Origin of the sequence: Vreelandella sp. F11 (assembly GCF_042466685.1) — a bacterium.
Classification (GTDB): Bacteria; Pseudomonadota; Gammaproteobacteria; order Pseudomonadales; family Halomonadaceae; genus Vreelandella.
On the sequence record NZ_CP170448.1, the window covers coordinates 3,640,193 to 3,663,947 of the forward strand.

Here is a 23,755-nt window from a genome sequence, read left to right on the forward strand (position 1 = left end):
AGCCTCAGCTACCGAAGTTTTCAGGTAGGTCGGCGCTGAACCAGCGCTGAGACAGCTCATTCAAGGTGCCATCTTCCAGGCCTTGGGCAATCAGGCGATTCACCTCTTCCATTAGCGCTGGCTCGTTTTTATTCATACCCACGTAGCAGGGGGAGTCTTTGAGCTGGTAAATCATTGAAGGGGCGCGATCGCTGTTGCGCTCGGCGATCTCTGCGGCGACCACGTTACCGGTGGCCACGTAATCGACCTGACCAGAAAGGAACGCAGAGATGGTGGTGGCGTTATCTTCAAAGCGCTGGACGGTGGTTGAATCCGGGGCAATTTCAGAAAGCTCCATATCTTCCACGGCACCGCGGGTCACACCGATGGTTTTGTCGGCCAAGCCTTCTGGGCCATCCACGCTTTCATCTTGATCGGCGCTGAATACGCCTAGAAAGAACGGCGCGTAAGCGTCTGAGAAGTCGATTGCCGCTTCACGTTCTGGATTTTTACCCAAGCTGGAGATAACTAAATCCGCCTGCCCCGTCTGCAAGTAGGGAATACGGTTGGCACTGGTGACCGGGATCAGCTCAAGCTCAACCCCCATCTCATCAGCAAGGTATTGGGCCATATCGATATCGTAGCCACGGGGCTGCAAGTCGGTACCTACCGAACCAAAGGGCGGAAAATCTTGCGGTACAGCCACCCGAATAGTGCCCCGGAACTCGATATCCTCTAGGGCATCCGCCTGAACACTAGGGCTAGTCGTCAAAGCCCCCAGGGCGACTGCGGCACTCAGGCCGGTGGCTAAAACGCTGGACTGAAGAGACTTGAAGCGGCGGGTAAAGGAGTTATTGAAGCGGTGCGAAAACGATTGCATAAAGCTCTCCTGGCAGGCGCATGTTCTGCAAAATCTCGGTTTTGCTAGAAACAATTGGCTGGCTAATTAGCAGTGGTGTTCTTGGCAATGGAAGCTAAGTGAATGAAAGCTTTGTTGCATAAAATCTAACAAAGAAACTTTCGTTTCACTTGATCACTGAATAGCAATCGCGATACCAGAAGCGGTTAAGATTTTTTATAACAGCAGCTTAGCGGACACGCGGAGCCTCAACGCAGCGTTTGCCGCATTGAGAGGAAGGTATAAAAGGAGAGAAGTGCAACGTTCTGGTGCAGTTTTCACCCATCAATAGGGCGAGATGCACCATGAAAGGAGGCCCAGCCTATTGGGCGCTCCAATCCACGCTCATAGTCGGCGCTTCCAGCTCGCTAAGCTCAGCGTAAACTTCACTGATCGCGCTGATTCGCTTTCGACCTTCGGCAAGACGACGGTGCAGTAAACCGTTGGCAATCAGGCAGATCAGGCTATTGGCAGCGGCGTAGCTATCAAACGCCGAGAGGCTTTCCAGCGGCGTTTCAAAAAACCACGTTACCTGTGAGGCGAAATTGACCGCGGTGGGGTCAGCCAGCAAGGCTACCTTGGCAGGTGAGCGCTCAAGCGCATCAATGAGCGACGCAAAGGCCGCTGGACGGCGGCGAAAACCAAACAGCACCACCACGTCCTGCTCGGTGAGATCGACGATCTCCTCTGCTAACGACTGGTTAGGGTGAGGCACCACCCGCACCTGGGTGCGCGCCTGAATCAACTGCTGGCGAAAATGCAGCGCTAACGGGTAGCTGTTACGAAAACCGATCACAACCACATGCCGCGCGCTATCCAACTGTTTCACCAGTGCTGCAAATTGATCCGCCGCGATCCCGTTTAAGCAGCGCTGCAGATTATCCTGCTCACGCTGCAAGTGACGCTGAAACGGCGCCCCGGCCTCCTCTTCCTGCATGGCGTTGGCGTCGATCACTAGCGGCACGCCCAGGTTGCGCAACTGGCGAGCATGGTCTTTAACGGTGCGGTAGCTCTCAAACCCCAACCGCTTGAACAGGCGACTGACGGTCGATTTGGAGACTCCGGTCAAACGAGCCAAATCAGCGGCGCTGTACACCGCCAAATCATCAAAGTGATCGAGGATAAAGCTCGCCACCCGCTGCTCCTGGGCAGTTAGCGCGTCAAACTGGGCGGTAATCCGCTGTCCGATATGCGGCGTCATAGCATCCTATTAAGCGCTTAATTAACGAGTTGCAGGGTGATGTTCCGCCCAATGATGGGCGATATCAACCCGCCGAGCTACCCAAACGCGGTCGTGGGTTTCGATGTAATCCAAGAAGCGCTGTAGGGCGCGAAAACGACCGGGGCGGCCCAACAAGCGGCAGTGCATACCTATTGATAGCATTTTGGGCGCCTCCTCTCCTTCTGCGTAAAGTACATCAAAGGCATCGCGCAGGTAGGTAAAGAAGTGATCCGCGGTGTTAAAGCCCTGTGGTGCGGCAAAGCGCATATCGTTGCTGTCCAGGGTGTAGGGGACGATCAGGTGATTATGGTCACTGCCCTGACTGTCGGTTACCTGCGTCCAGAACGGTAAATCGTCGCCGTAGTAGTCACTATCGTAAAGGAAACCGCCCTCATCCAGCACTAAACGCCGGGTATTGGGGCTATCACGGCCGGTATACCAGCCCTGAGGTTTTTCGCCGTAGAGGCGCTGAAAAATCTCCATCGCCTGCTGAAGATGCTCGCGCTCGACGTGCTCGGGCACTTCCTGATAGTGAATCCAGCGGTAGCCGTGGCAGGCAATCTCGTGACCCAGTTCTTTAAAGGCCATAGCCACATCCGGATTGCGCTCCAGCGCCATGGCAACGCCAAACACCGTAAGCGGCAAATCACGTTTTTCAAACTCGCGCAGGATGCGCCACACCCCGGCGCGGGAGCCGTACTCGTAGATCGACTCCATGCTCAAGTGGCGATCCGGATAAGCCGGTGCGCCGATAATTTCCGATAGGAACTGCTCTGACCCTGAGTCACCGTGCAACACACAGTTTTCACCGCCCTCCTCATAGTTGAGCACAAACTGAACGGCAATTTTGGCCTTGTTGGGCCAGTTGGCATGGGGCGGGTTGCGCCCATAACCGATTAAATCGCGTGGATAGTGACCCTTAGGTGATGACGACATAGCGAGCTCCTTGATGCATACAAACCATTCATCCAAAGCCATTCATACAAACCTGGGCAGATCACTGGCAAATAGCCGCCCAGTAGTACACAAAATAATTTGTATACAAAATAGCGACATTCATAGCCTACCGCAACGCGATCGACCGCTAATCCCCTGACGCTAATAGCGTTTCTCAGTTTAAAAGGCGTTAAGCCATTGAAACTTGAACAAATGGTCAAGTTTTCTAAGCCGCTTTTTTATCGCCGATTGCTGGTTAGCCCCTTGCGTCACGAAAAAAACCGCCCTATTTTTGTATACAAGAAATGCCATATTGTTTACACACGGAATACCTATCGTGCATATACGCATTATTAACCCCAACACCACGGCCTCCATGACCGCTGCTATGGGCCAGGCAGCACAGCAGCAGGCGGGGCCTGGCACCACGGTTAGCGCTTCACAGCCTGACGCGGGCCCGGTTTCGATAGAAAGCCATTTTGACGAAGCGATCAGCGCGGTAGGGGTTGCCGAAGAGGTGCTTAAAGGCGAACGCGAAGGCGGCATCGATGCCTACGTGGTGGCCTGTTTCGGCGACCCGGGTTTGCTCGCTGCCCGCGAACTCACCCGCGCACCGGTGATTGGCATTGCCGAAGCGGCGTTTCATCTTGCCACCCTGGTGAGCACCCGTTTTTCTATTGTGACCACCTTGGGCCGCACCGGCATTATTGCCGAGCACCTGCTACAACAGTACGGCTTTAGCCACCACTGCCGTCGTATACGTGCTGCGGAAATCCCGGTGCTGGATCTTGAGCATCACCCTGACGCAGCGTTTACCCGCATTGTTGAAGAGTGCTGCCGCGCACGGGATGAAGACGGCATTGGTGCCATCGTTTTAGGCTGCGGCGGTATGGCAAATTTGACTCAAGAGATCAGCCGCGAAGTGGGCCTGCCTGTAGTGGAAGGTGTCACCGCCGCGCTGAAACTGGCGGAGTCGCTGGTCAGTTTGGGTCTACATACCAGTAAGCATGGCGACCTTGCCTACCCACGGCCAAAGACCTTCACGGGTAAGTTTTCCGAGCTTTCTGAGCTTGCACTACCGCTTAAGTCATAACCGCTATAAAAAACAGTCATGACTCCAAACATTTAATAACAAACGAATAGCAACACGAACGTCCAATAGCACGCCACGCCGCAAGCGTTGCCTGGGGATTCCAAATACCCAAGCTGCCAATAAAACCGATAATCTTGCGAGGACGACATCATGAGCGCTTCACCCTCGGCTCTTGCGTCAGAAGAACGATCCGATGACGGATCAAAAGCACTAGGGGCAGAAAGCCTGGCCCCGCAACACACCCGGATTATGGGGCGAGGCTCCTATTTTCTGGCCTGGTTCGGCGGCTGCGTTTCCATAGGCACCTTTGCCATGGGCTCAAGCGTGGTCGGCACCCTGAACCTGTTACAAGCCACATTGGCCATTGCCATCGGCTGCTTTGTGATCGGGATAGCCTTGGCCATTAACGGGGCCGCAGGCTACAAGTACGGCATTCCGTTTATGGTGCAGGCGCGCAGTGCCTTCGGCTTTACTGGCACCCGCTTGCCGGGGCTAGTGCGCGCGGTGCCTGCAGTAGTGTGGTACGGCTTTCAAAGCTGGATTGGCGCCGGGGCACTCAATATGGTGTCGGCCACCCTGTTCGGCTTCGACAACCTTATCTTCTACTTCATTACCTTCCAGTTCCTACAAATTGGCCTGTCGGTGATGGGCTTCCAGGGCATCAAGTGGTTAGAGAATATCGGCAGCGCCTTTATCCTCGCCTCATTGATGTACATGTTCTACGCCACGGTGCAGCGCTATGGCGATGAGCTTTCAGCCAGCCTGCTGACCATGGAAGGCTCCTGGGGCATGCCCTTCTGGGGCGCGACCATGCTCTTTTTGGGCATCTACAGCACCATGATGCTTAACGTTAGCGACTACTCCCGCGAGCATAAAAAGGGCACCGCCCAAAGCCTACTCACCACCATCTACGCCATGTCGATTCTGCCCTGCACGCTGTTTATGGGTTTGATTGGCTATATGGTCTCCGAGGCCACTGGCACTGCCGACCCTATCCAGGTGTTCGCCAACGCGGTGGACAACACCCCGCTGTTAATGACTACCCTGCTGTTCATCGCCTTCGCCCAGGTCACGACCATCGTGCTCAACAACGTAGTGCCGCCGACCTATGTGCTGATGGACGTATTTAAGATCAAGTTCTCGGTGGCCACGGTGATCGTTGGCTTGCTGGCCTTCGCCACCTTCCCCTGGAAACTGGTGCAGCCAGGTTCCGCGGCGGGTCTGCAGCTGTTTGTGCAGACTTATTCGGCCTTTTTAGGCCCTATCTTCGCCATTCTGGTAGTGGACTATTATGTGATTCGCCGCCGCACGCTGGATATCGAAAAACTGTATGACGCCAACGGCCCCTACCAAGGCGTGAACCTAGCGGCGTTTATCGCCACCGCTATCGGTATTGTGGCCGCGCTCTCTTTCTCGGCGATCTCGTGGTACGCCAGCCTGATACCCGCAGGCGTCAGCTACTACCTGCTAATGAAGTACTGGGCACCCTGCCAGCGCTTTAGCCAGTAACCCATTTGCCAACCTGCGAGCCAATACAATGAAAGAGAGCAACGACGTTAGTGACCTGGATATCAAACATATCGATCCCACGCTGTATAACGAGGATCTGGCGCCGCTTAAACCCCAGGATCGTAACTGGGGCGCCTTTGAGATTTTTAACGTCTGGTCTAACGATATCCAGAGCCTGTTTGGCTACACCCTGGCCGCCTCGCTGTTTTTAACCTACGGCCTAAACGGCTGGGCGGTGATGGCGGCGATTATTCTGGCCGGTGTGATCGTGATGTTTCTGGTCAATCTTACCGGTAAGCCCAGCGTTAAATACGGTATCCCCTTTCCGGTCATGGTGCGTGCCAGCATGGGGGTACGCGGCGCCAACCTACCCGCGATGCTGCGCGCCATCGTGGGGATTTTCTGGTACGGCGTGCAGACCTACTTCGCCTCCACCGCCGTCACCCTGCTGATTACGGCATTTTTTGGCGCAGGAAATGGCAGCACCTTCCTGGGGCTTTCCGGCGTGGCCTGGGTGTCGTTTGTGATTGTGTGGCTATTTCAGATTGCGATCTTCTGGCAGGGCATCGAGCGCATTAAGCACTTTCTCAACTGGGCGGGCCCGCTGGTCTACGTGGTGATGCTGGTGCTAATGGTCATTGTTTGGTACCAGGCGGGAAGTGAGCTAATCCCCGCCATTGGCACTATTTTTAGCGGCGACGGTGAAGCCAGCGGCAGCTCAATCGCCGCCTTTATGGCGATCGTCGGCACCATGGTGGCCTACTTCGCAGCGGTGGTGATCAACTTCGGCGACTTCACCCGCTTTGTAAAAACCGAACGCCAGATGAAGCTAGGCAACCTGCTGGGCTTGCCGCTTAACGTAGCGTTCTTCTCGTTTATCGCGCTGATTATTACCGCAGGCACCCTGGTACTGTTTGGCGAAGCGCTAACCAATCCCGCCGATATCGTTGAGCGAGTGGATTCATTGCCGCTGACAATAGTCGCAGCGCTAACCTTCTTTGCCGCCACGGTGGGCATCAACTTGGTGGCCAACTTTATTCCCCCCGCCTACGACCTGGCCAACCTCTTCCCCAGCAAAATCAGCTTTAAGATGGGCGGCCTGATTACCGCGGTGATTGCGTTCTTTGTCGGTGCGCTATGGCTTTCAGTGATCAGCCAGATCGGCGTACCCGGCTTTGTAAATGCGTTAGGTGCCGTCGTCGCGCCCTTCTATGGCATTATCGTAGTCGACTACTACCTGATTAAGCGCCAGCACTTAAACATGCAGGAGCTATTCTCATCAGCACCGGGCAGCGCCTACTACTACGTAAACGGCTGGAACACCCGCGCCCTTATCGCCTTTGGCGTGGCAGCGCTGTTCTCGCTCTCTACCGTATTAGTACCCGCACTTTCAGCCCTTGGCGGCTTTGGCTGGATGATTGGCGCAGCGCTGGGCGGGCTGTTCTACTACGGGTTGATGCGGCAGTTTAAGGCTGCGCCTGTGTTGGCTGAGCAGTAGACAAGCGGGTCGTAACGAGCTGATTAGAAGCCCATACAAGCGCCATCGGTTTTGCCGATGGCGCTTTTTTTGGGTCGCGGGCTGGTGCGGTCAGCTTGGAACCTGTCGGCATCCTCGTATGGCTCTACCAAGCAACGTATTTTGCGGTATCAAAACTCAGCGGAATGAGGTATTTTCGAGCTGCAGTTCGTGTTTTCTGGTAGGGTCAATGAGACGAGTGCTTATTTTTCTTAACAAGACCTGATTAAAGATCATTAAAAGCAAAGGGTTACAAGAAGACAAGGTGTGTTTATGCGCAATTTAAAAAGTGACCTGAAATATTTAAGCGCATGCGCATTTTTCTGGAGGCCTTTATCAGGGTAACGTAAATATTTTCATTACATATCCGTCACTTGAGAATTAATGATGCGTTTTGAGCTTCCAGAAAAACAAGCATGCGTATGAATAAACTGTTGCGCGCTATGAAGATCAGGATTCCGAACATGGAAACAGTTTTCAAATTTTGCCCTGCTGCGGTTCTTTTAGTGGTTCCTTGCTATTTCGGCTATATGGCCCAGCCCACTGAAATGGGTTTGGCTATTTTGGCTGGGGTATTGGGCTTGGCATTCTCGAATATCGATAAGTTGTCTGAGTTTAGTGGGGCCGGTTTTTCTGCAAAGATGAAGGATCAAATGCAAGCGGTAGTAGAGAAAGAAACAGAAGCGCCCCCTTTCTCAAAAGATGAAGAGGACGTTTCGGTCGCCTCTCCCATCGAAGCATCTATTTTTAAGGCATTATCCAAACCAAAGTATAATTTTCGAACTTTGACTGGAATAAGTAAGGATGCAAACTGTACTGAGCCTGAGGCATGGAAAGTTTTGGTGGATTTAGTGGGTAATAAATTCGTACGCTCAGCAAGCAAGAATAAAACCGGCGAAATGATTTGGGCCCTAACAAGCAAGGGGCGACAGATTGCAACGGAAAATGCATAACCAAGCCATTAAATACGCTTCCTTGGGTCGCCGGACGCTCGTTCCTCGCGCCGTTTATGGCGGGCGTTAATCAGAAAGGAGATGTCGATTGAAACGCATACTACTAATTTCGCTCCTTGCAGTACTGGGTGGTTGTACATCAGTGCAATACAATGGTTCTCCTTCAGCCATGAAAGATGTGGATTACCCTCCGTTGGATAAAGAGGTTACGGCCTACGTCGGAGATCACATGGTTGAGAAGGGGCTGATTTACGAGGAGCAAGTACTTTACGTCAAACAACGGGTAGACGGAGCGCTATACGATATTCCTAGTAATAATTACCCTCAGGTCGGATTCGATGACAAACAAGACTTTTTCTCAGCCACAGGTGTAATTAGATGGCCACTGTCTGATCCAATTGAAGCGTTAGCGGTGGGTAAGGCAGAAAGAAGCCAAGTCTGCGTCATCACGACTCTAGGTGGCAGTGCTTGTTACGATGCGGACTATGAGAGACGCGGTCGAGTTTCTGAAACAAAGAATAGCTTTCAGCAAACACTGATCTACAGTGGCCGCGTAGGAAACAAGATCAATATTGGCTATCGGGAATTCAGCAATAATAGTGCGAGGCCCGCCTTTGATAATGAGGTCGAATACGATTTGAGTGAATCAAAGCGCATAGGTTACAAGGGGGCCCAAATTGAGGTCTTGGAAGCGAATAACAGCAGCATCACATACAAAGTTCTGCGTAACTTTCCAGATTAACAAAGCCATCAAATTCGTTCCGGCCTAAGGCCTCCGCCGGACTCCCTTGATGGGCCGCCGTTTATGGCTGGCGTTCAATTACAGGAGAAATCTGAGTGCCTTCAAGACATCATATTGGTGCCGCTGGTGAACTCGCACTGATGTCAGAGTTTGCTTACCGCGGATATAACGTCTCAATTCCGGAAATTGATCAAGGTGACGATGCTTGGGTGATGAATCATCAGAGCGGGCACGCATGGCGCTTTCAAGTTAAGACCTCACAACCGAAAGAGCAGCAGAAATCGACCCGTTTTCAATTCAATATACGCACCTCGCAAATTAGTAACCCACTGCAACCGGATGTGGTTTTCGCGTTTGTAATGCGTGTTCAGAATGCGTGGGAATTTGTGATCATCCACCGGTCAGTTCTTCAGAACTATCTTGCTAGCAACCAACTAGGGGGGCAGCAAGGTGATCACTACGTCCTAGCACTGACTTATTACCATGATGGAGAAAAAGCAGGGAGGGTGTTTGGGTCAAAAACCTGTGAACTAACCCACCACCTGAATGACTGGGCAACTTGGCCAATTGTCTAAATTGAACAAGGCCAACCACGGCGGCGCCTATTACATTGCGGCTTTGCCTCTATTTTGTAGCCGCTCATGCTGGCTGGCGTTATAAATCATGAGCCTACGTTCTAAGTTGGGGATGACTAACCAGTGAGTGACTATCAAGACTTATGTGAAATGTACGGTCGCAGTCCGGGTGATCCGGAATTTATAGATGATTTGATCGATGAATTCTCCGAAGAAGAGTATGAGTGGTTCTCAGAGAACGAAGACAAAAACCATTTTGAATTACTGGCAGAACAGCTAAGTAGTGTGGGCGAAATTCTCAGGATGGACGTGCCCCAAAGTGCACAGTTTAGCTTCCTTGTGATGATTCATGCACATGTCGTTTCTGCACTGGAAGGATATCTTGCTGGTGCCTTTATTCATAACGTATGCAATTCCGAGGAATTAACCAGAAAGCTTGTCGAGTCGGATCCCGAGTTTGCAAATCGAAAGTTCACCCTTCGTGAGATATATGAACAGAAAGACACTCTAAAATTGACGGTTTCAACATATCTTAGAGGCCTAATTTTCCACGACCTCAAAAAAGTCGTTCCTATGTATAGAGATGTACTAGGTCATAGATTTGAGGATCTCTCATGGCTATTTCATGCTGTTAAAAAGAGGCATGACTGCGTTCATAGAGCAGGTCTAGACAAAGATGGCAAGAAGATTGATTTGTCGGTAGATTCCATTTTCGAGCTACTGGAAAAAGCAATTGATCTAGCTAACGGAGTTGAGAGATCGTTGGCTGAGTTGAAGCGAAAGGATTTATAACAAGGCCTGTCACGGCGACATCTTCTATATTGCGGCTTCGTTCCTTAGCCGCGCATGCTGGTATGCGTTGAGGCTGTATAAAAACCCCACTGACGGCTAAGTTTTGGTAGGATCGAGAAAACAGACGAGGAGTGGTCAACATGCCGTGCTTTAAGCCCTATAACCACGATCAGCTCCAGCCAGGGATCTTTGAACACGCCGTTCATTACCTGATTGAGCAAAAGCTCGACTAGCGCCATCAGAACCTGCCGGACAAAAGCTGGCAAGAGACGATGCCAGCTAGCGCGTTCCAGTTTGACCCTGTAAAGCTAACGTTTATCTGCCCAACCGGCGAAAAACAGTCCTATCGCGGGCAACGAGAAACTGGCAATGGCAAGATCCGGGTTCACTTCGAAGGGCGTTTGCTGCAATGTAGGCACTGCCCAAAGAAATACCGATGCATGCAGAACCCGAGCTCGGCCGACCATCACAAAGGCGCAGGGCGACAAGTGTCTTTTATTATCGAGAACAAACACTTACCCATTTACGCAGACTGGATTAAGCAGCGAGTCGATAGCCCCAGGGCAAAGAAAATTACAGCCATCGTATGTCAGTCGTGGAACCCGTCGGCAATATTGGCACAACGAAAAGACTGAACCACTTCAGCCTTCGGGGTAAGAAAAAGGTGCAAGGTCAGTGGCAGCTCTACTGTTTGGTGCACAACATTGAGAAGTTAGCGAATTATGGTCATTTGGCCGCGTCATGAAGGGCTTAGAGCAGGCTAAGCTGCTTTTTAAGAGCAACACGCGTCTTCAACAAGCTTTAGCTGGGCGCTCAAGTGGCTAAATGCCGATATTAAGATTACTCAACCAGGTGACTGGCTGGGTAAATGAATAAGGACAACAGGCGGTGGAGACGGCTCAAAATCGGGTTTTTCTACAGCCTCGTTAATCGTCACAAATTAGGAGAAATATGGCTACGGAATTACTAGACGTCGTCGACACGGCAGTAAAGATTGGGCTTGGTGCGTTGATTACTGGATGCGCAACGTACATGGTTAATTCCACAAATAATAGAAATGATAGAGATAAATATCTTCTTGAGCACAAGATAAATACTTTAGAGACATCTGCTGGAAAAGTTGACGAGTATTTCGATGCATGGTCTGGATTGATAACTATAGTTGGTGGTATATCTAGAAGAATGGAGGAAGCTGGAGAACCTCTAAATGTAATCTCAAAAGCCAGAATGAATCAAATAAAAGAGAGGGATCGCAGACTTGTTGATTCCTGGCCATCTAAGAGCCAAGCTCTCAGTAGATTTCGCTTGCTTGGAGCGCAGAATGTTATTGAAGCAATTAACAAGTCAAATAAGCCACAAAGAGTGCTTCGCAATAAAGTGATTTTCGATAAAGAAATTCCTTCATATGAGGAATTTAAAGCCATGAGGAGTGATCTAAACCAAATAAAAGAGATTGTGCATAGTGAAATTTCAGCATTTTATAATGACCTTGGTGCTTAACAAACGCAGGAACTGCTGCTACGCCTTCATTACAAAGCTGCGCATGCTGAGCGGCATTAGGCCAATCTCAATCCTGGAGCGCAAGTGTTATCCATCACCGAAAGTAAAAACCCAACTCTTATTTCGAATTCAATGCTCCGCGATCTTGCAGGGCGCGCAAGTAACGGAAGGTCGAAAAGTTACATTGCAAAAATATATGAATGTGAGGTTGGTTTTCTTTGCTACGATGATTGGAGCGACCAAGGGAATGGCTTCATCTACGAAATATTTGTTCTTCCTGAGTACCGGGGCCAAGGTGTAGGTCACAGCTTGCTTTTGTATTCAGAGGAACTTGCCAAAAGCCTTCGCTGCGCATCTATTAGGTTAGAGCCCCACGCTTTTGATCGCACAGTCGATTCGAACTGGCTTGTTTCGTGGTACCTCAGACAAGGGTATTCGCCAATGCCAAATGATTCGAAAAAGATGGAGAAAGTGCTTGTTAGTACATAAGCCTATTTATTACCTGCGTCCAGTTCGAAGGCTCTACCTAACAACTGGTTCAAATCGCTCGCTTGGGCGGGCTAAAGCTCGCTCCAGTGAGCATACGTTGAGCCTGTAGAAAAACCCCGCTGACGCCTTAGTTTTGGTAGGATCGAGAAAACGAACGAGGAGTGGTCAGCATGCCGCGCTTCAAGGCTTGTAACTACGATCAGAACGCCATGAGGGTGATCAACTACCAAGATTAGCTCCACCCAAGCACCTTTGAACACGCAGTGCACTATCCGATCGAGCACAAGCTCGACTTGTCCGTTTTGCCATCCTGCTTAAGGTCATCTTGTTTTACTACTTCAAAAGCATTATCTCCAGACGCGAGATGCAGATGGGGGTAAGGGTTATCTACTACTATCACAATGAAAGCGTACCGTTGTTCCTTTTGACCGTTTTCGGCAAAGGCGAGAAAGCGAATATCTCAAAGTCCGAACGTAATGAACTGAACAAGCTTACCAACCTGTTGCTTGAAAGATATGGTGATTAATATGAGTAGCGCATTTGCAAGTATCAAGCAGGGCCTGGATGAGGCCATTGAATACTCCAGCGGGCAGGTAGGAAAAGCGATCGTGCATGAGTTCGGGCCAGTCGAGGTCAAAAAAATACGTTCCAAGTTGGGTATGTCGCAGAATGAGTTTGCCTCAGCCTTTGGAATCAGCGTCAGTACACTGCGCCATTGGGAGCGCGGTGATAGAGCCCCTCACGGCCCCGCTCTAGTGCTATTGAACGTCGTATCTAAAGAGCCTCAAGCCGTATTAAAGGCGCTTAGCGCGTGACACTATGATGCATGGCCTACGCCAGTAGGTCATGCGCGCCTGCCCCACCAACTAGTGATTCTTCTCCAGCGCCAAATGATTGTCTATTTCCTTTATCTTGTCTTCTGTGTGGTGATTGACGTAGAGCACCGTGGTTTCTTTACCTTCACAGATTTTCTCGATAAGAGCGAGCACCAGTTGGCGGTTCATGTCGTCCAGGCCGAGGCAAGGCTCGTCCAGGATCAAAAGTGGCGGGTGCTTCACCATGGCGCGGGCGATGAGTAGCAGACGCTGGTCGCCGTAGGAGTGTTTGTTAAAGGGCTGACCGGCGCGCTCTTGCATGCCCAGTAGTTCGAGCCACTGGTCGGCGATTTTTTTCTGATGATCGGTGGCTTTTGTGTACACACCGATGCTGTCGTAAAAACCTGAAATAATCACGTTTTTGCAGCTGGTGCTAACGCGATACTCCCACTGCAGGGCGGTGGAGACATAGCCGATAAACTGCTTGATCTGCCAGATGCTTTCACCGTTACCGCGCTGGAAGCCAAACACAAAAATATCGTTGGTATAGCACTGGGGATGATCCCCTGTGATCAAAGACAACACGCAGGTTTTGCCACTGCCGTTAGGGCCGCTTAGTTGCCAGTGCTGGCCCTGCTCTATCGTCCAATCGAGCTTATCGACAATCACGGTATCGCCGTATTGGATAGTTGCTTGTTTGAGCTTCACTAACGGCTGGCTGGGGTCGAGAGCGGGTAATTTAGTCGCTGGATCGGCCTCGGGCAGACTTAGGTCGGTGGTTTTCAAATGCAGCAACTGATAAAGCTCATTGAAGGCGGCTTCGTCTTGACGGTCTACGGTGAACGCTAATCGCCCACTGTCTCCCCGCTTCTTATCCCCTCTCTTTTTCTCCAAGCGCTCTTTATCCAGATAGGCAATATGCGTAATGAAGTCCGGCATTTCATCAAAGCGATTCAGCACCATTACCATGGGAACGGTGTCGATGATGGAGGCGAGATGGGCTTGCAGCATAGCTAGGGTGTCGACGTCCAAACCATCAAAAGGCTCGTCTAAAATCAGCAAGTCCGGCTTGCTCGACAGAGCACGAATCAGCATGACTTTTCGGGTTTCGCCCGTGGAGAGCTTACGAAAGGCACGGTCGAGTAGCTTCGTAAGACCGAACTTTTCGACCAGCTCGCTGGCAAGTTCAGGGTCTTGGCACTGCTCGAAAATCATTTCATTGACGGGGGTGCCGAGTGAAATGACATCCATGATATCGGCATCGTCTTTTTTTAACTCTTTGGCGATCAGTTCGGCTTGCGCTTCGAAAGAGACCAAGCCAATGTTTTTGGGAAGCCCTTGAATAGTGCCCGCTTCAATCTTACCCACGCCCGCCAACGCTGCCGCCAGGGCCGATTTTCCTGAGCCATTGGTGCCAGTGATAACCCAATGCTGGTGGGGTTCGATGATCCAATCAATCTCGCTTAGGGTGAAGCGATCATCAAAACTGATCGTCGCTTTTTCTAACTGAATGCGTTCTAAGCGGCTTGAAGGCTCCATCAATGTGTTCCTTATTGTTTGGCAAAATCACTGTTCGTATGCAATAAGACAAAAAAGCCGAGAATATCGTGGCGATATCTCGGCTTTTTTGATGACTTAGCGGTCTATCATTTAATCAGCCGATTAAACGATCTTCTTCATGTCCGCCATATGGCCACGCAGCACTGCGCCAACGGCTTCTACCGGGTGGGCGCGGAGCGCATCGTTAACTTCGATCAAACGCGCGTTATCAACGCCGTTGTCGTCCAGATCCAGGCCTTTACCGATAACATCGGATTTGATGCCCTTCATAAAGTCAGCCAAGAGCGGTACACAAGCGTGGTTGTAGAGGTAGCAACCGTACTCCGCGGTGTCAGAGATGGTCGCGTTCATTTCGTACAGCTTCTTACGCGCGATGGTGTTGGCGATCAGCGGCGTTTCGTGGAGCGACTCGTAGTAGGCAGACTCGGCGATAATGCCCGCCGCGGTCATGGTTTCAAAAGCCAGCTCAACGCCCGCTTTAACCATCGCCACCATCAAGATGCCGTTATCGAAGTACTCCTGCTCGGTAATCTCTACGTCGCCCGCAGGGGTTTTCTCGAAGTTGGTTTCGGCGGTTTCTGCACGCCATTTGTGCAGGTTAGCGTCATCGTTGGCCCAGTCTTCCATCATCGTGTGCGAGAAGTGGCCGCTCATGATGTCGTCCTGGTGCTTGTTGTAGAGCGGACGCATGATCTCTTTCAGCTCTTCAGCTAGATCAAAGGCTTTGATCTTGGCTGGGTTAGAGAGACGATCCAGCATGTTGGTCACGCCGCCGTACTTCAGTGCTTCCGTGATGTTTTCCCAGCCGTACTGAATCAGCTTAGCGGCGTAGCCAGGCTCGATACCCTCTTCGATCATTTTGTCGAAGCAGATGAGAGAACCGGTTTGCAACATGCCGCAAAGGATCGTCTGTTCACCCATCAGGTCGGATTTAACTTCGGCGATGAAAGAAGACATCAACACGCCCGCTTTGTGGCCGCCAGTGCCCACTGCATAGGCTTTTGCCAGGGCAAGGCCTTCGCCTTTAGGATCGTTGGCTTCGTGAACAGCGATCAAGGTGGGAACGCCGAAACCACGCACGTATTCAGCGCGAACTTCGGAGCCTGGGCACTTGGGCGCTACCATGATGACGGTTAAGTCATCACGGATTTTCATGCCCTCTTCCACGATGTTGAAGCCGTGGGAGTAAGAGAGGCAGGCGCCCTCTTTCATCAACGGCATGACCGCTGTCACAACAGCGGTGTGCTGCTTATCAGGCGTCAGGTTCAAAACGACGTCGGCTGTGGGGATCAACTCTTCGTAGGTACCTACTGTAAAACCGTTTTCGGTGGCGTTTTTCCAGGACTGACGCTTTTGCTCAATGGCTTCAGGGCGCAGGGCGTAAGAGACGTCTAAGCCGCTGTCGCGTAGGTTCAAGCCCTGGTTAAGGCCTTGAGCGCCACAACCGATAACGACCATTTTTTTGCCTTTCAGTGCTTCTACGCCATCGGCAAATTCAGAGCTGTACATGAAACGGCATTTGGCGAGTTGCGCCAGTTGCTCGCGGAGCGGCAGCGTATTGAAGTAGTTAGCCATCGTTAGCATCCTGATATGTTATGAGCACAACATCGATGTAAGGCACATCAATGCTAAAACCGGTACTTAAAAGAGTGACACAATCGCCAGATGCGAGATCAAGCGTTATGTGAGTAAGGCTAATCTACCCAAAAACGACCATTTCTTAAATTGATATATTTGCAACAGCATGTCCCTTTTTTTGCAAAACTCAATTATCATGGCGTTTATGAATTTTAAAATTTTAAAACAGTTCCTGGCCTTGGCAGAAACCCTGCATTTTGGTCGCGCCAGCGATGAGTGCTACGTCAGCATTTCTGCCCTGTCGCGCAACATCCGGCATTTGGAAGAGGAGCTGGGGGTGTCGCTGTTTAACCGCGACAACCGTACCGTGGTGTTGACCCAGGAGGGGCAGAAGTTTCTCAAGTACGCCCGCGATGCCAGCAGCCAATGGAATTTGATTCGTCATGAATTGACGGACAATCCTGATCAATTAAGCGGTGAAATCAGCCTGTATGGTTCCGTCACCGCCAGCTACAGCTTTTTGCACGAGCTACTACGCCGCTTTCGTATTGCCTACCCGATCATTGAAATCAAGTTGCGCACAGGGGATCCAGAACACGCTATTGCCCATGTTCTGGATGGTAAAGAGGATCTAAGCATTGCCGCCCAGCCTGCCAACTTGCCGCGTGGCCTGGCGTTTAAATCCATTGCCACGTCGCCTTTGCTGTTTATTGCGCCCCTTGAGCAGCAGGTGCCGAATGTGCCAACGAGCACGCCAACCACACCGGCAGAGTGGGCGAGCATCCCGATGATTCTATCGGAGAGTGGTGTCTCAAGAGCCCGTGTGGATGAGTGGTTTCGCCAGCTGGATGTCTCCCCACGCATTTATGCCCAGGTCACCGGTAATGAAGCCATTGTGAGTATGGTGAGTTTGGGCTTTGGCATTGGCGTGGTGCCAAAAATCGTCCTCGACAACAGTCCCTTGGTGGATCGCATTCGTGTGCTCGACGTGACGCCGGAACTGGAGCCCTACGATATTGGCTTGTTTACCCTAAAGAAAAACCTAAAAAATCCATTAGTCGACGCATTTTGGCGCTTGATGTAAGCGACAACCGCCCTTACCCGCCAAATATCTGCTGCAGATCCGGTGCGCTCTCCTCCTCTTCCACCATGGAGAGCGAGGCTTCGATGGCTTTTAGGTGGCGGCTCATAAAGGCTTTGGCACGCTCGCCGTTGCCTGCCTCCAGGTAGCCGATCAGATCGTCGTGGTCGTGGGATTCGCAGCCTAAGTGGCCCCGGTGGCCGTAAACGGCCAAAATCAGCGATGAGCGGGAGCATAGCCGCTCGACAAATTCTGCCAGGGTGGCATTGCCCGAAAGCTGGGCTAGACGCACATGAAAATCGGCCGATAGCCGGATGGCGACGCTCTGTTGGCCGCTGCGCAGCGCCTGGCGCTCCTGGCGGGCCATTTCGCGCAGCTCCCCCGCCTCTTTTTCACCCATGCGCCGCGCTACATCGGGCATTAATCCGCACTCAATTAACTGGCGAGCATCGAACACGTCTTTGGCTTCGTCGGCGGTGGGGCGGGTAACACTGGCGCCGCGGCGCGGCGTTAGCGTAACGAGTTGCTCTAGCGCCAGACGCTGGAGGATTTTACGAATACCGGTGCGACTAATGCCAAACACATCCGCCAGTGCATCTTCGCGCAGCCGTGCGCCGGGCTTCAGCCGCTGCTCGACGATCGCATCGCTCACCGCACGGTAGATTGCCTCGTGGCGCTCATCGCCCTCTTTGCTCTCTTTTTTACTCTCTTTGCCCTCTTTAACAGGAGCACGCCGCTTTTCCGGCGCCTGCGCATCACTCATAGCTATCCTCTCAAGGCCTAAGGGTTTGTACGAAAAGTCGGCGAGCGAAGACTAGACAAGGCAAAAATCGACGAGAAAGCGGAGTTTACGGGGTGTAAATGAGCATTTCGAGGCGATTTTTAACGCAGTATTGTCGAGCGCAGGCAGTTTTCGTTCAAAGCCTGATTACTCCTCCCAAGCGGCAATCATATCGCGCTCTTCATCGCTCATGTTGGTCATATTGCCTAACGGCATATAGCGGCTGGCCACCACCTGCTGAATTTGTGCTTTATGGCCCAGAATCTCATCCCAATTCTCAAACGCAAACCCTGCGGGTGGCGCTGAGAAACCGGCATGTTCCGGGTTGCGTGCGTGGCACTGCACGCAGTGCTGCTCAATCAAACCGGTGATTTGTGCCTGGTCGGGCCCTTGGGCGCCAGCATCACTACCTGTTGACGATGCACTCGGTGCAGCCACCCAAAACGCCAGCAGAATAAGCCCTACCCCAAAGGCTGGGTAGGCGGGCTGGGTTTTGCCTGCGTGCATTAAAACAAAGAATTGTCGTATCAAGGCACCAGCAAAGATAAACAGTACCATCACCACCCAGGCAAGCTCGTGGGAGTAGATAAACGAGTAGTGATTACTCACCATCAGCAAAACGACCGGCAGCGTGAAGTAGGTGTTATGCACCGAGCGCTGCTTGCCGCGCTTGCCATCCAGCAGGTTGGGTGGATCGCCTGCTTTCATGGCTTTTACCATGCGGCGCTGACCGGGGATGATCCAGAAGAAGACGTTAGCCGACATCGCCGTCGCCATCACGGCGCCGGTGAGCAGAAACGCAGCGCGCCCGGTGAACATCTGCGTGCTTAGGTAGGCCACCACGACCATCATGACGGCAACTGCGATGCTGAGCAGGCCGTCGCGATCCATATTGGGGCTAATGCGCTTGCACAGCTCGTTGTAAACCACCCAGCCGCCCAGCAGAAATGCCAGCGCCAGCAGGTTGGCCTGCCAGCCGGTCAGATTAGCGGCCCACTGCCACTCACTGTTGGGGTTTACCAGATAGAACCCCGGGTTGACCATGTAGAGAATCACAAACAGCGCGAAGCCGGAAAGCCAGGTGGTGTAGGCTTTCCAGAATGACCAGTGCAGGTCATTGGGCAGCTTGGCAGGCGCCGTGGCGTACTTCTGGTTGTGGTAGAAGCCGCCGCCATGCACCGACCACATTTCGCCAAACACGCCCTTCTCGCGGTCTTCCGCTGCCTTCGGCGAGCGCAGGCTATTGTCCAACATCACGAAATAGATCGACTCGCCGATCCAGGCGATGGCCGCAATGACATGCAGCCAGCGCAGCAGCAAATTAACAAAATCGATTAGATACGCTTGCATAACGGGAGTCCCCTATCAGCTACCGCGGTAAGTTGAGTAGCCATAGGGCGAGAGGAGTAGCGGCACATGATAGTGCTGGCTGGCATCAGAGACGCCAAAACGCAGCGGTATAACGTCTAAAAAGCGCGGCTCGGCGGCTTCAACGCCTTGGGCACGCAGGTAGCCGCCAGCATGGAACAGCAGCTCATACTCCCCCGCGGTTAGCGCATCGCCCTCTAAAATAGGCGCATCGCAGCGGCCGTCGCTGTTAGTGACTACGGTACTGAGATGTTGGCGCTCATTACCGGTAAGGCGGAATACTTCGATAGTAATCCCCTGGCCTGGCTGACCTTTGGCGGTATCCAGTACGTGGGTGGTTAAGCGTCCCATAGCCACTCCTTATTGATAGCGTTGTCTGCATTATTTGACCAATTGGTCAAAGAGTACCTTTGATGCTATTTGTTGTATACAGTAATTCCATCCTCGTACATTGTGAATCAACGACGCTTTAACATTGCCCGCTTTGGAGAGTGCCAGTGCCAACATCACAGCCGTTACTGCTTTCACCCGCGCCCAGTAAGTGCAGCCTTGAAATGCTTACCCATCACTATGGGGATGTGTATGAGCATTCGCCCTGGGTGGCCGAAGCCGCTTGGCAGCACGGTCTTAATGAGGCTCACGATAGTCCCGATGCACTGGCTGAGCTTATGGGGCTTATGTTGCAGCAGGCGAGCAGCGAACAGCAAATCAGAGTGATTCAAGCCCACCCTGACCTGGCGGGCAAAGCGGCTATGGCGGGTGAACTCACTCAAGACTCAACCAGTGAACAGGTAGGCGCCGGGCTCGACCAGTGCAGCCCCGAGGAGTTTGCGCGCTTTGAGGCGCTTAATACGGCGTACAAGGAGAAATTTGGCTTCCCCTTTGTCATTGCCGTTAAAGGATTGGATCGGCATGCCATATTAGCGGCTTTCGAGGAGCGCCTGAACAACGATGGGGCCACCGAACGGCAAACGGCTATTGAGCAGATCATCCGTATTGCACGTTTTCGCTTAATTGACCGGGCGACAAAATCCTAGTTTTAATGCAACGTTTTAAACACCACAGGATAAACACTCATTTTTGTAATCGAGTAGGAAGGGGAGTCGCCTCCCCTGTCCTCTCACACCACCGGGCATACGGTTCCGTACCACGGCGGTTCATGCAGAACGTTTAAGCCATCTTACCGTATCCAGTACCGAGATCAGTCCCTGGTCATAAAACCATTTCCTCGGCAGGGCCTGATTCATGTGCGAAGCCCCGGCATTCCACCAGGGGCCTCGACCGTTCCCCGCCGATTTCCAGGCGCGGTGCCCGTCTAGGCCTAGCCCTCGCAGCTTCCGACGCCGAGTCGATGGGCGTTTCCATTGTCGCCAGATCAGGCCGCGTAAGCGCCGGCGTATCCATTGATCCAGTGCTTCCAAGGGGCGTTTCACATCAACAAGATTGAAGTAGTTAGCCCATCCTCGTAGGACTGGCCTCAACCCTTCGATTACCCGTTGGATGTTACGCCCCCTGCCACGTTTCAGGATCTCACGGACACGCTGCATCATGCGTGTCAGGCTTGTCTTGGCGAGCGTCAGTTTCGACTGCTTGTGCCGAGTGAGGCTGTAGCCCAGGTATCCGCGTAGCCATGGCCGATCCACCGCACTTTTACGGCGATTGACCGTCAGCCGAAGTGAGCTCTCGAGATACTCACTCAAGCTGCCCATGACCCGCTCGCCTGCTCGTCGGCTCCGTACATAGATTTGTACATCGTCGGCGTAGCGGCAGAAGCGGTGGCCTCGGCGTTCCAACGCCTTGTCCATGTCGTCCAGCAGGATGTTCGCCAGTAGCGGGCTGAGGGGCCCGCCTTGGGGTGTCCCCCGCCGCCTCGGCGTGGGCAAGCCATGCTGGAACATACCCGCCTCCAGATAGCGACGGATCAAACGCAGTACACGCTTGTCGTCAACGCGCCGCGCGACCCGTGCCATCAGCAGGTCGTGATTCACTCGGTCGAAGAAGGCTTCCAGGTCAAGATCGACCACCCAGCGGTGACCGGCGGTGACGTGGGCCTTCATGGCCGAGACGGCCTGCTTGGCGCTCCGCTTGGGGCGGTAGCCGTAACTCGACTCGGAGAAGCCCGGGTCGAAGATCGGCATCAGTACCTGGGACAGCGCTTGCTGGATTAGGCGGTCGGTAACCGTGGGAATACCGAGCTGCCGCGTCCCACCCTTGGGCTTAGGGATCGTGGTTGCTCGGATCGGGCTGGGGTGGTACTGATCGGCCAGCAGCCGCTCGCGCAGCGTTGGCCAGTACGTCTTTAGGTGGTCGGCTAGCTGATACACCATCATGCCATCGACACCCGGTGCGCCTTTGTTGGCAACCACCCGACGGTAAGCTCGCTCCATGTTTTCCGGGTCAACGACCCGTTCCATGAGCGAGGTTGGCTCCGCTTTCGTCCACGATAACGACGCCGGGCTCGTCTCGACGCTCACCGGCTGGGACTCGGAGTACTGCCCCTGCCCCTCTGGGTGAGTGACGGTATTCGCGTCATGGTCTGTCTTCATGATCGATCCTCGAGACGTTATCGCCTACTCGCGGTTCTTCATGTTCGGCCCTTGGTGCCGTGGTGAACCGGCACTTACTATGGCCTCGGCTGACGTCTGGTGATCCATCCCGTCGCCTCTCGACGCCGGTAGCACCGTGGCAGACCACCAGACCTCCCAGGGTAAGACGCGCGACCTTCCCGCTTATGCCTGTCGGATTTACGTCATGGCGTTCCGTGCAAGTATCGGGCTTTGGTGAGTGTAGCCACCTTACCCCGCCATGACGCCTCGTATCCGCTTCCTGTTCGTCAGGCCAGCGTTTTGCCTCGGGCTGCCTTTGGATTCCCCCTCGCGAGGGACACCCTTGCCGTCGGCTAGCACTTCCCCTTGCCGGGCGTGCAGGGGACTTTCACCCCCAAGTCATCCTGAAGCACCACCCCCAGGAACAGCGCCGGTCAAGGCGCTGCGCGCCATGCCTGGCGCACTACAAAAACGCCGCGTCCCTTGGGGCGCGGCGCTGTTAAGCGGTATTACTTTTCGACGACTGCCTATTCGATTACTGCTTGGCAGTCTCTACCGCTTTCTTAGTGGTTTCTTCTGCTTGCTTCTGGCTATCTTCAGCAAAACTTTTGCTGATAGAGGTGACTTTTTCCGTGTCGCCTTTTACGCGCTCCATGAAATCGCTCGCCGTTTTCTGCTGGCTTTCCAGAGCCTTTTTGAAGCTGTCGGGGTCTTTTACGTCAAGCCAGGTGCGCGCTTGCGCAATCGCCATATCCGAGTAGGCACGGGCGGCATCCATCTGGGCACTGAACAGCTGGTCATAATAATCCAGCGCGGTCAGTGTGTAAGAGCGCATCGGTGAAACAAAAACGGACTCGAGCTGCTGCGTGGTTTTATCAGTTGCTTTATTCATCATTATACCTCCAAGAGTGAGCTAGCACATAAACGCGCCTGATTAGGCGGTTCTTACTCAGGTTTTGCCTTTGCTGTCTTTAAAGCTAGCAGTGCTTTTTGTGCAGCGCAACATGATTTTCCCTCATGCTGCGCATGCTCACTCGCAGATCAAGAATAAGGCTGACGGTAGCCGACTACTAGCGGTTACCGAACAAGTGCTTACGCGCCTGCTCGTCCATTTCCACCCCTGCCTGGGGGTTAACGTCTTCGACCAATGCGTAAGCCCGGCGCACCGCAGGGCGTGCTTTGATCATCTCGAACCAGCGCTCTAGGTCGGGGAATTCCTCTATCGTTTGACGCTGCTTTTCCCAAGGCACAATCCAGGGGTAGATCGCCATATCGGCAATCGAGTATTCGTCGCCTCCCACATAGGTGTGGTGCGCCAGCCGTTGGTCTAACACGCTGTAAAGCCGGTTGGTTTCACGCACGTAGCGCTCAATGGCGTACTCGATCTTTTGCGGTGCATAGTGACAAAAATGGTGGTTTTGGCCTGCCATCGGCCCTAATCCGCCCATTTGCCAATGCAGCCACTGCAATACGATATAGCGCTCACGGCCTGCAGCGGGTAAGAAGAGGCCGCTCTTGTCGGCCAAATACTCAAGGATTGCGCCCGACTCAAACATCGACAGCGGCTGGCCGCCATCCTGCGGGGCGTGGTCGACAATGGCGGGAATGCGGTTATTGGGGGCGATAGTGAGAAACTCAGGATCGAACTGCTCGCCTCGGCCAATGTTAATCGGCTTCACTCGGTACGCCAGCTTGGCTTCTTCGAGCATAATGGAGATTTTATGGCCGTTAGGTGTTGTCCAGTAGTACAGGTCAATCATTGCCATCTCCTTGACGAAAGCGTTGTTACTCTCACGATGAGACTATCACGCTTTCAAATTTA

General features: G+C 52.8%; 23 protein-coding genes and 1 pseudogene. 13 read left to right on the forward strand and 11 right to left on the reverse strand.

The features are described from left to right. Positions 1-4 precede the first annotated feature (4 nt). The 3 genes from ACFIOZ_RS16695 to puuE all read right to left on the reverse strand — a co-directional run bounded on the left by ACFIOZ_RS16695 (position 5) and on the right by puuE (position 3,035). Positions 5-859 carry a transporter substrate-binding domain-containing protein gene (locus tag ACFIOZ_RS16695; RefSeq protein WP_386079816.1) on the reverse strand — a complete coding sequence of 285 codons (855 nt, stop codon included), beginning with the start codon at positions 857-859 and terminating at the stop codon, positions 5-7. Positions 860-1,199: 340 nt separating this feature from the next. Next, positions 1,200-2,078, reverse strand: coding sequence for a MurR/RpiR family transcriptional regulator (locus ACFIOZ_RS16700; protein WP_386079818.1), 879 nt, complete (start codon positions 2,076-2,078; stop codon positions 1,200-1,202). A 21-nt stretch (positions 2,079-2,099) separates the two neighbouring features. After that, complete coding sequence (puuE, locus tag ACFIOZ_RS16705) at positions 2,100-3,035, reverse strand: allantoinase PuuE (RefSeq protein WP_386079820.1); 936 nt, start codon at positions 3,033-3,035, stop codon at positions 2,100-2,102. 337 nt (positions 3,036-3,372) lie between these two features. Here puuE and ACFIOZ_RS16710 point away from each other — a divergent pair, with 337 nt between their 5' ends. The 11 genes and pseudogenes from ACFIOZ_RS16710 (at position 3,373) to ACFIOZ_RS16760 (ending at position 13,019) form a co-directional block, all read left to right on the forward strand. Next, positions 3,373-4,128: an aspartate/glutamate racemase family protein gene (locus ACFIOZ_RS16710; protein ID WP_386079822.1), complete on the forward strand. Its 756-nt coding sequence runs from the start codon at positions 3,373-3,375 to the stop codon at positions 4,126-4,128. A 150-nt stretch (positions 4,129-4,278) separates the two neighbouring features. Further along, positions 4,279-5,637 (forward strand): NCS1 family transporter, encoded by a 1,359-nt coding sequence (locus ACFIOZ_RS16715; protein ID WP_386079824.1) that lies wholly within the window; start codon positions 4,279-4,281, stop codon positions 5,635-5,637. A gap of 28 nt (positions 5,638-5,665) precedes the next feature. Further along, positions 5,666-7,135: an NCS1 family nucleobase:cation symporter-1 gene (locus ACFIOZ_RS16720; protein WP_386079825.1), complete on the forward strand. Its 1,470-nt coding sequence runs from the start codon at positions 5,666-5,668 to the stop codon at positions 7,133-7,135. Between the two features lie 482 nt (positions 7,136-7,617). Beyond that, a complete protein-coding gene (locus tag ACFIOZ_RS16725) occupies positions 7,618-8,106 on the forward strand; it encodes a hypothetical protein (protein WP_386079827.1) in 489 nt (162 codons plus the stop codon). A gap of 88 nt (positions 8,107-8,194) precedes the next feature. After that, complete coding sequence (locus ACFIOZ_RS16730) at positions 8,195-8,848, forward strand: hypothetical protein (RefSeq protein WP_386079829.1); 654 nt, start codon at positions 8,195-8,197, stop codon at positions 8,846-8,848. 95 nt (positions 8,849-8,943) lie between these two features. Continuing rightward, a complete protein-coding gene (locus ACFIOZ_RS16735; protein ID WP_386079830.1) occupies positions 8,944-9,423 on the forward strand; it encodes a hypothetical protein in 480 nt (159 codons plus the stop codon). A gap of 123 nt (positions 9,424-9,546) precedes the next feature. Next, on the forward strand, positions 9,547-10,215 hold the full coding sequence (locus tag ACFIOZ_RS16740; RefSeq protein WP_386079832.1) for a hypothetical protein: 669 nt from the start codon (positions 9,547-9,549) through the stop codon (positions 10,213-10,215). 272 nt (positions 10,216-10,487) lie between these two features. Continuing rightward, positions 10,488-10,960, forward strand: a pseudogene (locus tag ACFIOZ_RS16745) (transposase). Positions 10,961-11,166: 206 nt separating this feature from the next. Then, complete coding sequence (locus ACFIOZ_RS16750; RefSeq protein WP_386079833.1) at positions 11,167-11,715, forward strand: hypothetical protein; 549 nt, start codon at positions 11,167-11,169, stop codon at positions 11,713-11,715. A gap of 132 nt (positions 11,716-11,847) precedes the next feature. Further along, entirely contained in the window at positions 11,848-12,204 is a 357-nt protein-coding gene (locus ACFIOZ_RS16755; protein WP_386084120.1) for a GNAT family N-acetyltransferase, read from the forward strand. A 527-nt stretch (positions 12,205-12,731) separates the two neighbouring features. Continuing rightward, positions 12,732-13,019, forward strand: coding sequence for a helix-turn-helix domain-containing protein (locus ACFIOZ_RS16760; RefSeq protein ID WP_386079835.1), 288 nt, complete (start codon positions 12,732-12,734; stop codon positions 13,017-13,019). Positions 13,020-13,070: 51 nt separating this feature from the next. Here the strand turns inward: ACFIOZ_RS16760 and modF are convergent, their stop codons facing one another. Together modF and ilvC are read right to left on the reverse strand one after the other, a co-directional pair. Next, positions 13,071-14,558: a molybdate ABC transporter ATP-binding protein ModF gene (gene modF / locus ACFIOZ_RS16765; protein ID WP_386079837.1), complete on the reverse strand. Its 1,488-nt coding sequence runs from the start codon at positions 14,556-14,558 to the stop codon at positions 13,071-13,073. A gap of 123 nt (positions 14,559-14,681) precedes the next feature. Then, entirely contained in the window at positions 14,682-16,154 is a 1,473-nt protein-coding gene (gene ilvC, locus ACFIOZ_RS16770; protein WP_386079839.1) for a ketol-acid reductoisomerase, read from the reverse strand. Between the two features lie 208 nt (positions 16,155-16,362). Between ilvC and ilvY the strand changes: the two genes are divergently transcribed. Then, positions 16,363-17,241 carry an HTH-type transcriptional activator IlvY gene (gene ilvY / locus ACFIOZ_RS16775; protein WP_211594711.1) on the forward strand — a complete coding sequence of 293 codons (879 nt, stop codon included), beginning with the start codon at positions 16,363-16,365 and terminating at the stop codon, positions 17,239-17,241. A 13-nt stretch (positions 17,242-17,254) separates the two neighbouring features. Here the strand turns inward: ilvY and ACFIOZ_RS16780 are convergent, their stop codons facing one another. From ACFIOZ_RS16780 to uraH, 3 genes are all read right to left on the reverse strand, one after another. Next, positions 17,255-18,001 (reverse strand): GntR family transcriptional regulator, encoded by a 747-nt coding sequence (locus tag ACFIOZ_RS16780; protein ID WP_386079842.1) that lies wholly within the window; start codon positions 17,999-18,001, stop codon positions 17,255-17,257. 165 nt (positions 18,002-18,166) lie between these two features. Further along, entirely contained in the window at positions 18,167-19,369 is a 1,203-nt protein-coding gene (locus tag ACFIOZ_RS16785) for a urate hydroxylase PuuD (protein WP_386079844.1), read from the reverse strand. A gap of 15 nt (positions 19,370-19,384) precedes the next feature. Beyond that, positions 19,385-19,738 (reverse strand): hydroxyisourate hydrolase, encoded by a 354-nt coding sequence (gene uraH, locus ACFIOZ_RS16790; RefSeq protein ID WP_386079845.1) that lies wholly within the window; start codon positions 19,736-19,738, stop codon positions 19,385-19,387. A 146-nt stretch (positions 19,739-19,884) separates the two neighbouring features. Between uraH and uraD the strand changes: the two genes are divergently transcribed. Next, the gene (uraD, locus tag ACFIOZ_RS16795; RefSeq protein ID WP_386079847.1) at positions 19,885-20,424 is read left to right on the forward strand and encodes a 2-oxo-4-hydroxy-4-carboxy-5-ureidoimidazoline decarboxylase; all 540 of its coding nucleotides are present in this window, start codon (positions 19,885-19,887) and stop codon (positions 20,422-20,424) included. Between the two features lie 120 nt (positions 20,425-20,544). Here the strand turns inward: uraD and ltrA are convergent, their stop codons facing one another. The 3 genes from ltrA to ACFIOZ_RS16810 form a co-directional block, all read right to left on the reverse strand. Continuing rightward, complete coding sequence (gene ltrA / locus ACFIOZ_RS16800; RefSeq protein ID WP_386079569.1) at positions 20,545-21,933, reverse strand: group II intron reverse transcriptase/maturase; 1,389 nt, start codon at positions 21,931-21,933, stop codon at positions 20,545-20,547. Positions 21,934-22,468: 535 nt separating this feature from the next. Further along, entirely contained in the window at positions 22,469-22,825 is a 357-nt protein-coding gene (locus tag ACFIOZ_RS16805; RefSeq protein WP_386079849.1) for a phasin family protein, read from the reverse strand. A 178-nt stretch (positions 22,826-23,003) separates the two neighbouring features. Beyond that, positions 23,004-23,693, reverse strand: a complete 690-nt coding sequence (locus tag ACFIOZ_RS16810) for a glutathione binding-like protein (RefSeq protein ID WP_386079850.1) — start codon at positions 23,691-23,693, stop codon at positions 23,004-23,006. Between the last annotated feature and the right edge of the window lie 62 nt (positions 23,694-23,755).

Bases quoted from the DNA above. Each gene is read 5' to 3' on its own strand.
- ACFIOZ_RS16695 (WP_386079816.1), bottom strand. From the start codon at position 859: ATGCAATCGTTTTCGCACCGCTTCAATAACTCCTTTACCCGCCGCTTC.
- ACFIOZ_RS16700 (WP_386079818.1), bottom strand. From the start codon at position 2,078: ATGACGCCGCATATCGGACAGCGGATTACCGCCCAGTTTGACGCGCTA.
- puuE (WP_386079820.1), bottom strand. From the start codon at position 3,035: ATGTCGTCATCACCTAAGGGTCACTATCCACGCGATTTAATCGGTTAT.
- ACFIOZ_RS16715 (WP_386079824.1), top strand. From the start codon at position 4,279: ATGAGCGCTTCACCCTCGGCTCTTGCGTCAGAAGAACGATCCGATGAC.
- ACFIOZ_RS16720 (WP_386079825.1), top strand. From the start codon at position 5,666: ATGAAAGAGAGCAACGACGTTAGTGACCTGGATATCAAACATATCGAT.
- ACFIOZ_RS16725 (WP_386079827.1), top strand. From the start codon at position 7,618: ATGGAAACAGTTTTCAAATTTTGCCCTGCTGCGGTTCTTTTAGTGGTT.
- ACFIOZ_RS16750 (WP_386079833.1), top strand. From the start codon at position 11,167: ATGGCTACGGAATTACTAGACGTCGTCGACACGGCAGTAAAGATTGGG.
- ACFIOZ_RS16755 (WP_386084120.1), top strand. From the start codon at position 11,848: ATGCTCCGCGATCTTGCAGGGCGCGCAAGTAACGGAAGGTCGAAAAGT.
- ACFIOZ_RS16760 (WP_386079835.1), top strand. From the start codon at position 12,732: ATGAGTAGCGCATTTGCAAGTATCAAGCAGGGCCTGGATGAGGCCATT.
- modF (WP_386079837.1), bottom strand. From the start codon at position 14,558: ATGGAGCCTTCAAGCCGCTTAGAACGCATTCAGTTAGAAAAAGCGACG.
- ilvC (WP_386079839.1), bottom strand. From the start codon at position 16,154: ATGGCTAACTACTTCAATACGCTGCCGCTCCGCGAGCAACTGGCGCAA.
- ilvY (WP_211594711.1), top strand. From the start codon at position 16,363: ATGAATTTTAAAATTTTAAAACAGTTCCTGGCCTTGGCAGAAACCCTG.
- ACFIOZ_RS16780 (WP_386079842.1), bottom strand. From the start codon at position 18,001: ATGAGTGATGCGCAGGCGCCGGAAAAGCGGCGTGCTCCTGTTAAAGAG.
- ACFIOZ_RS16785 (WP_386079844.1), bottom strand. From the start codon at position 19,369: ATGCAAGCGTATCTAATCGATTTTGTTAATTTGCTGCTGCGCTGGCTG.
- uraH (WP_386079845.1), bottom strand. From the start codon at position 19,738: ATGGGACGCTTAACCACCCACGTACTGGATACCGCCAAAGGTCAGCCA.
- ltrA (WP_386079569.1), bottom strand. From the start codon at position 21,933: ATGAAGACAGACCATGACGCGAATACCGTCACTCACCCAGAGGGGCAG.
- ACFIOZ_RS16805 (WP_386079849.1), bottom strand. From the start codon at position 22,825: ATGAATAAAGCAACTGATAAAACCACGCAGCAGCTCGAGTCCGTTTTT.
- ACFIOZ_RS16810 (WP_386079850.1), bottom strand. From the start codon at position 23,693: ATGATTGACCTGTACTACTGGACAACACCTAACGGCCATAAAATCTCC.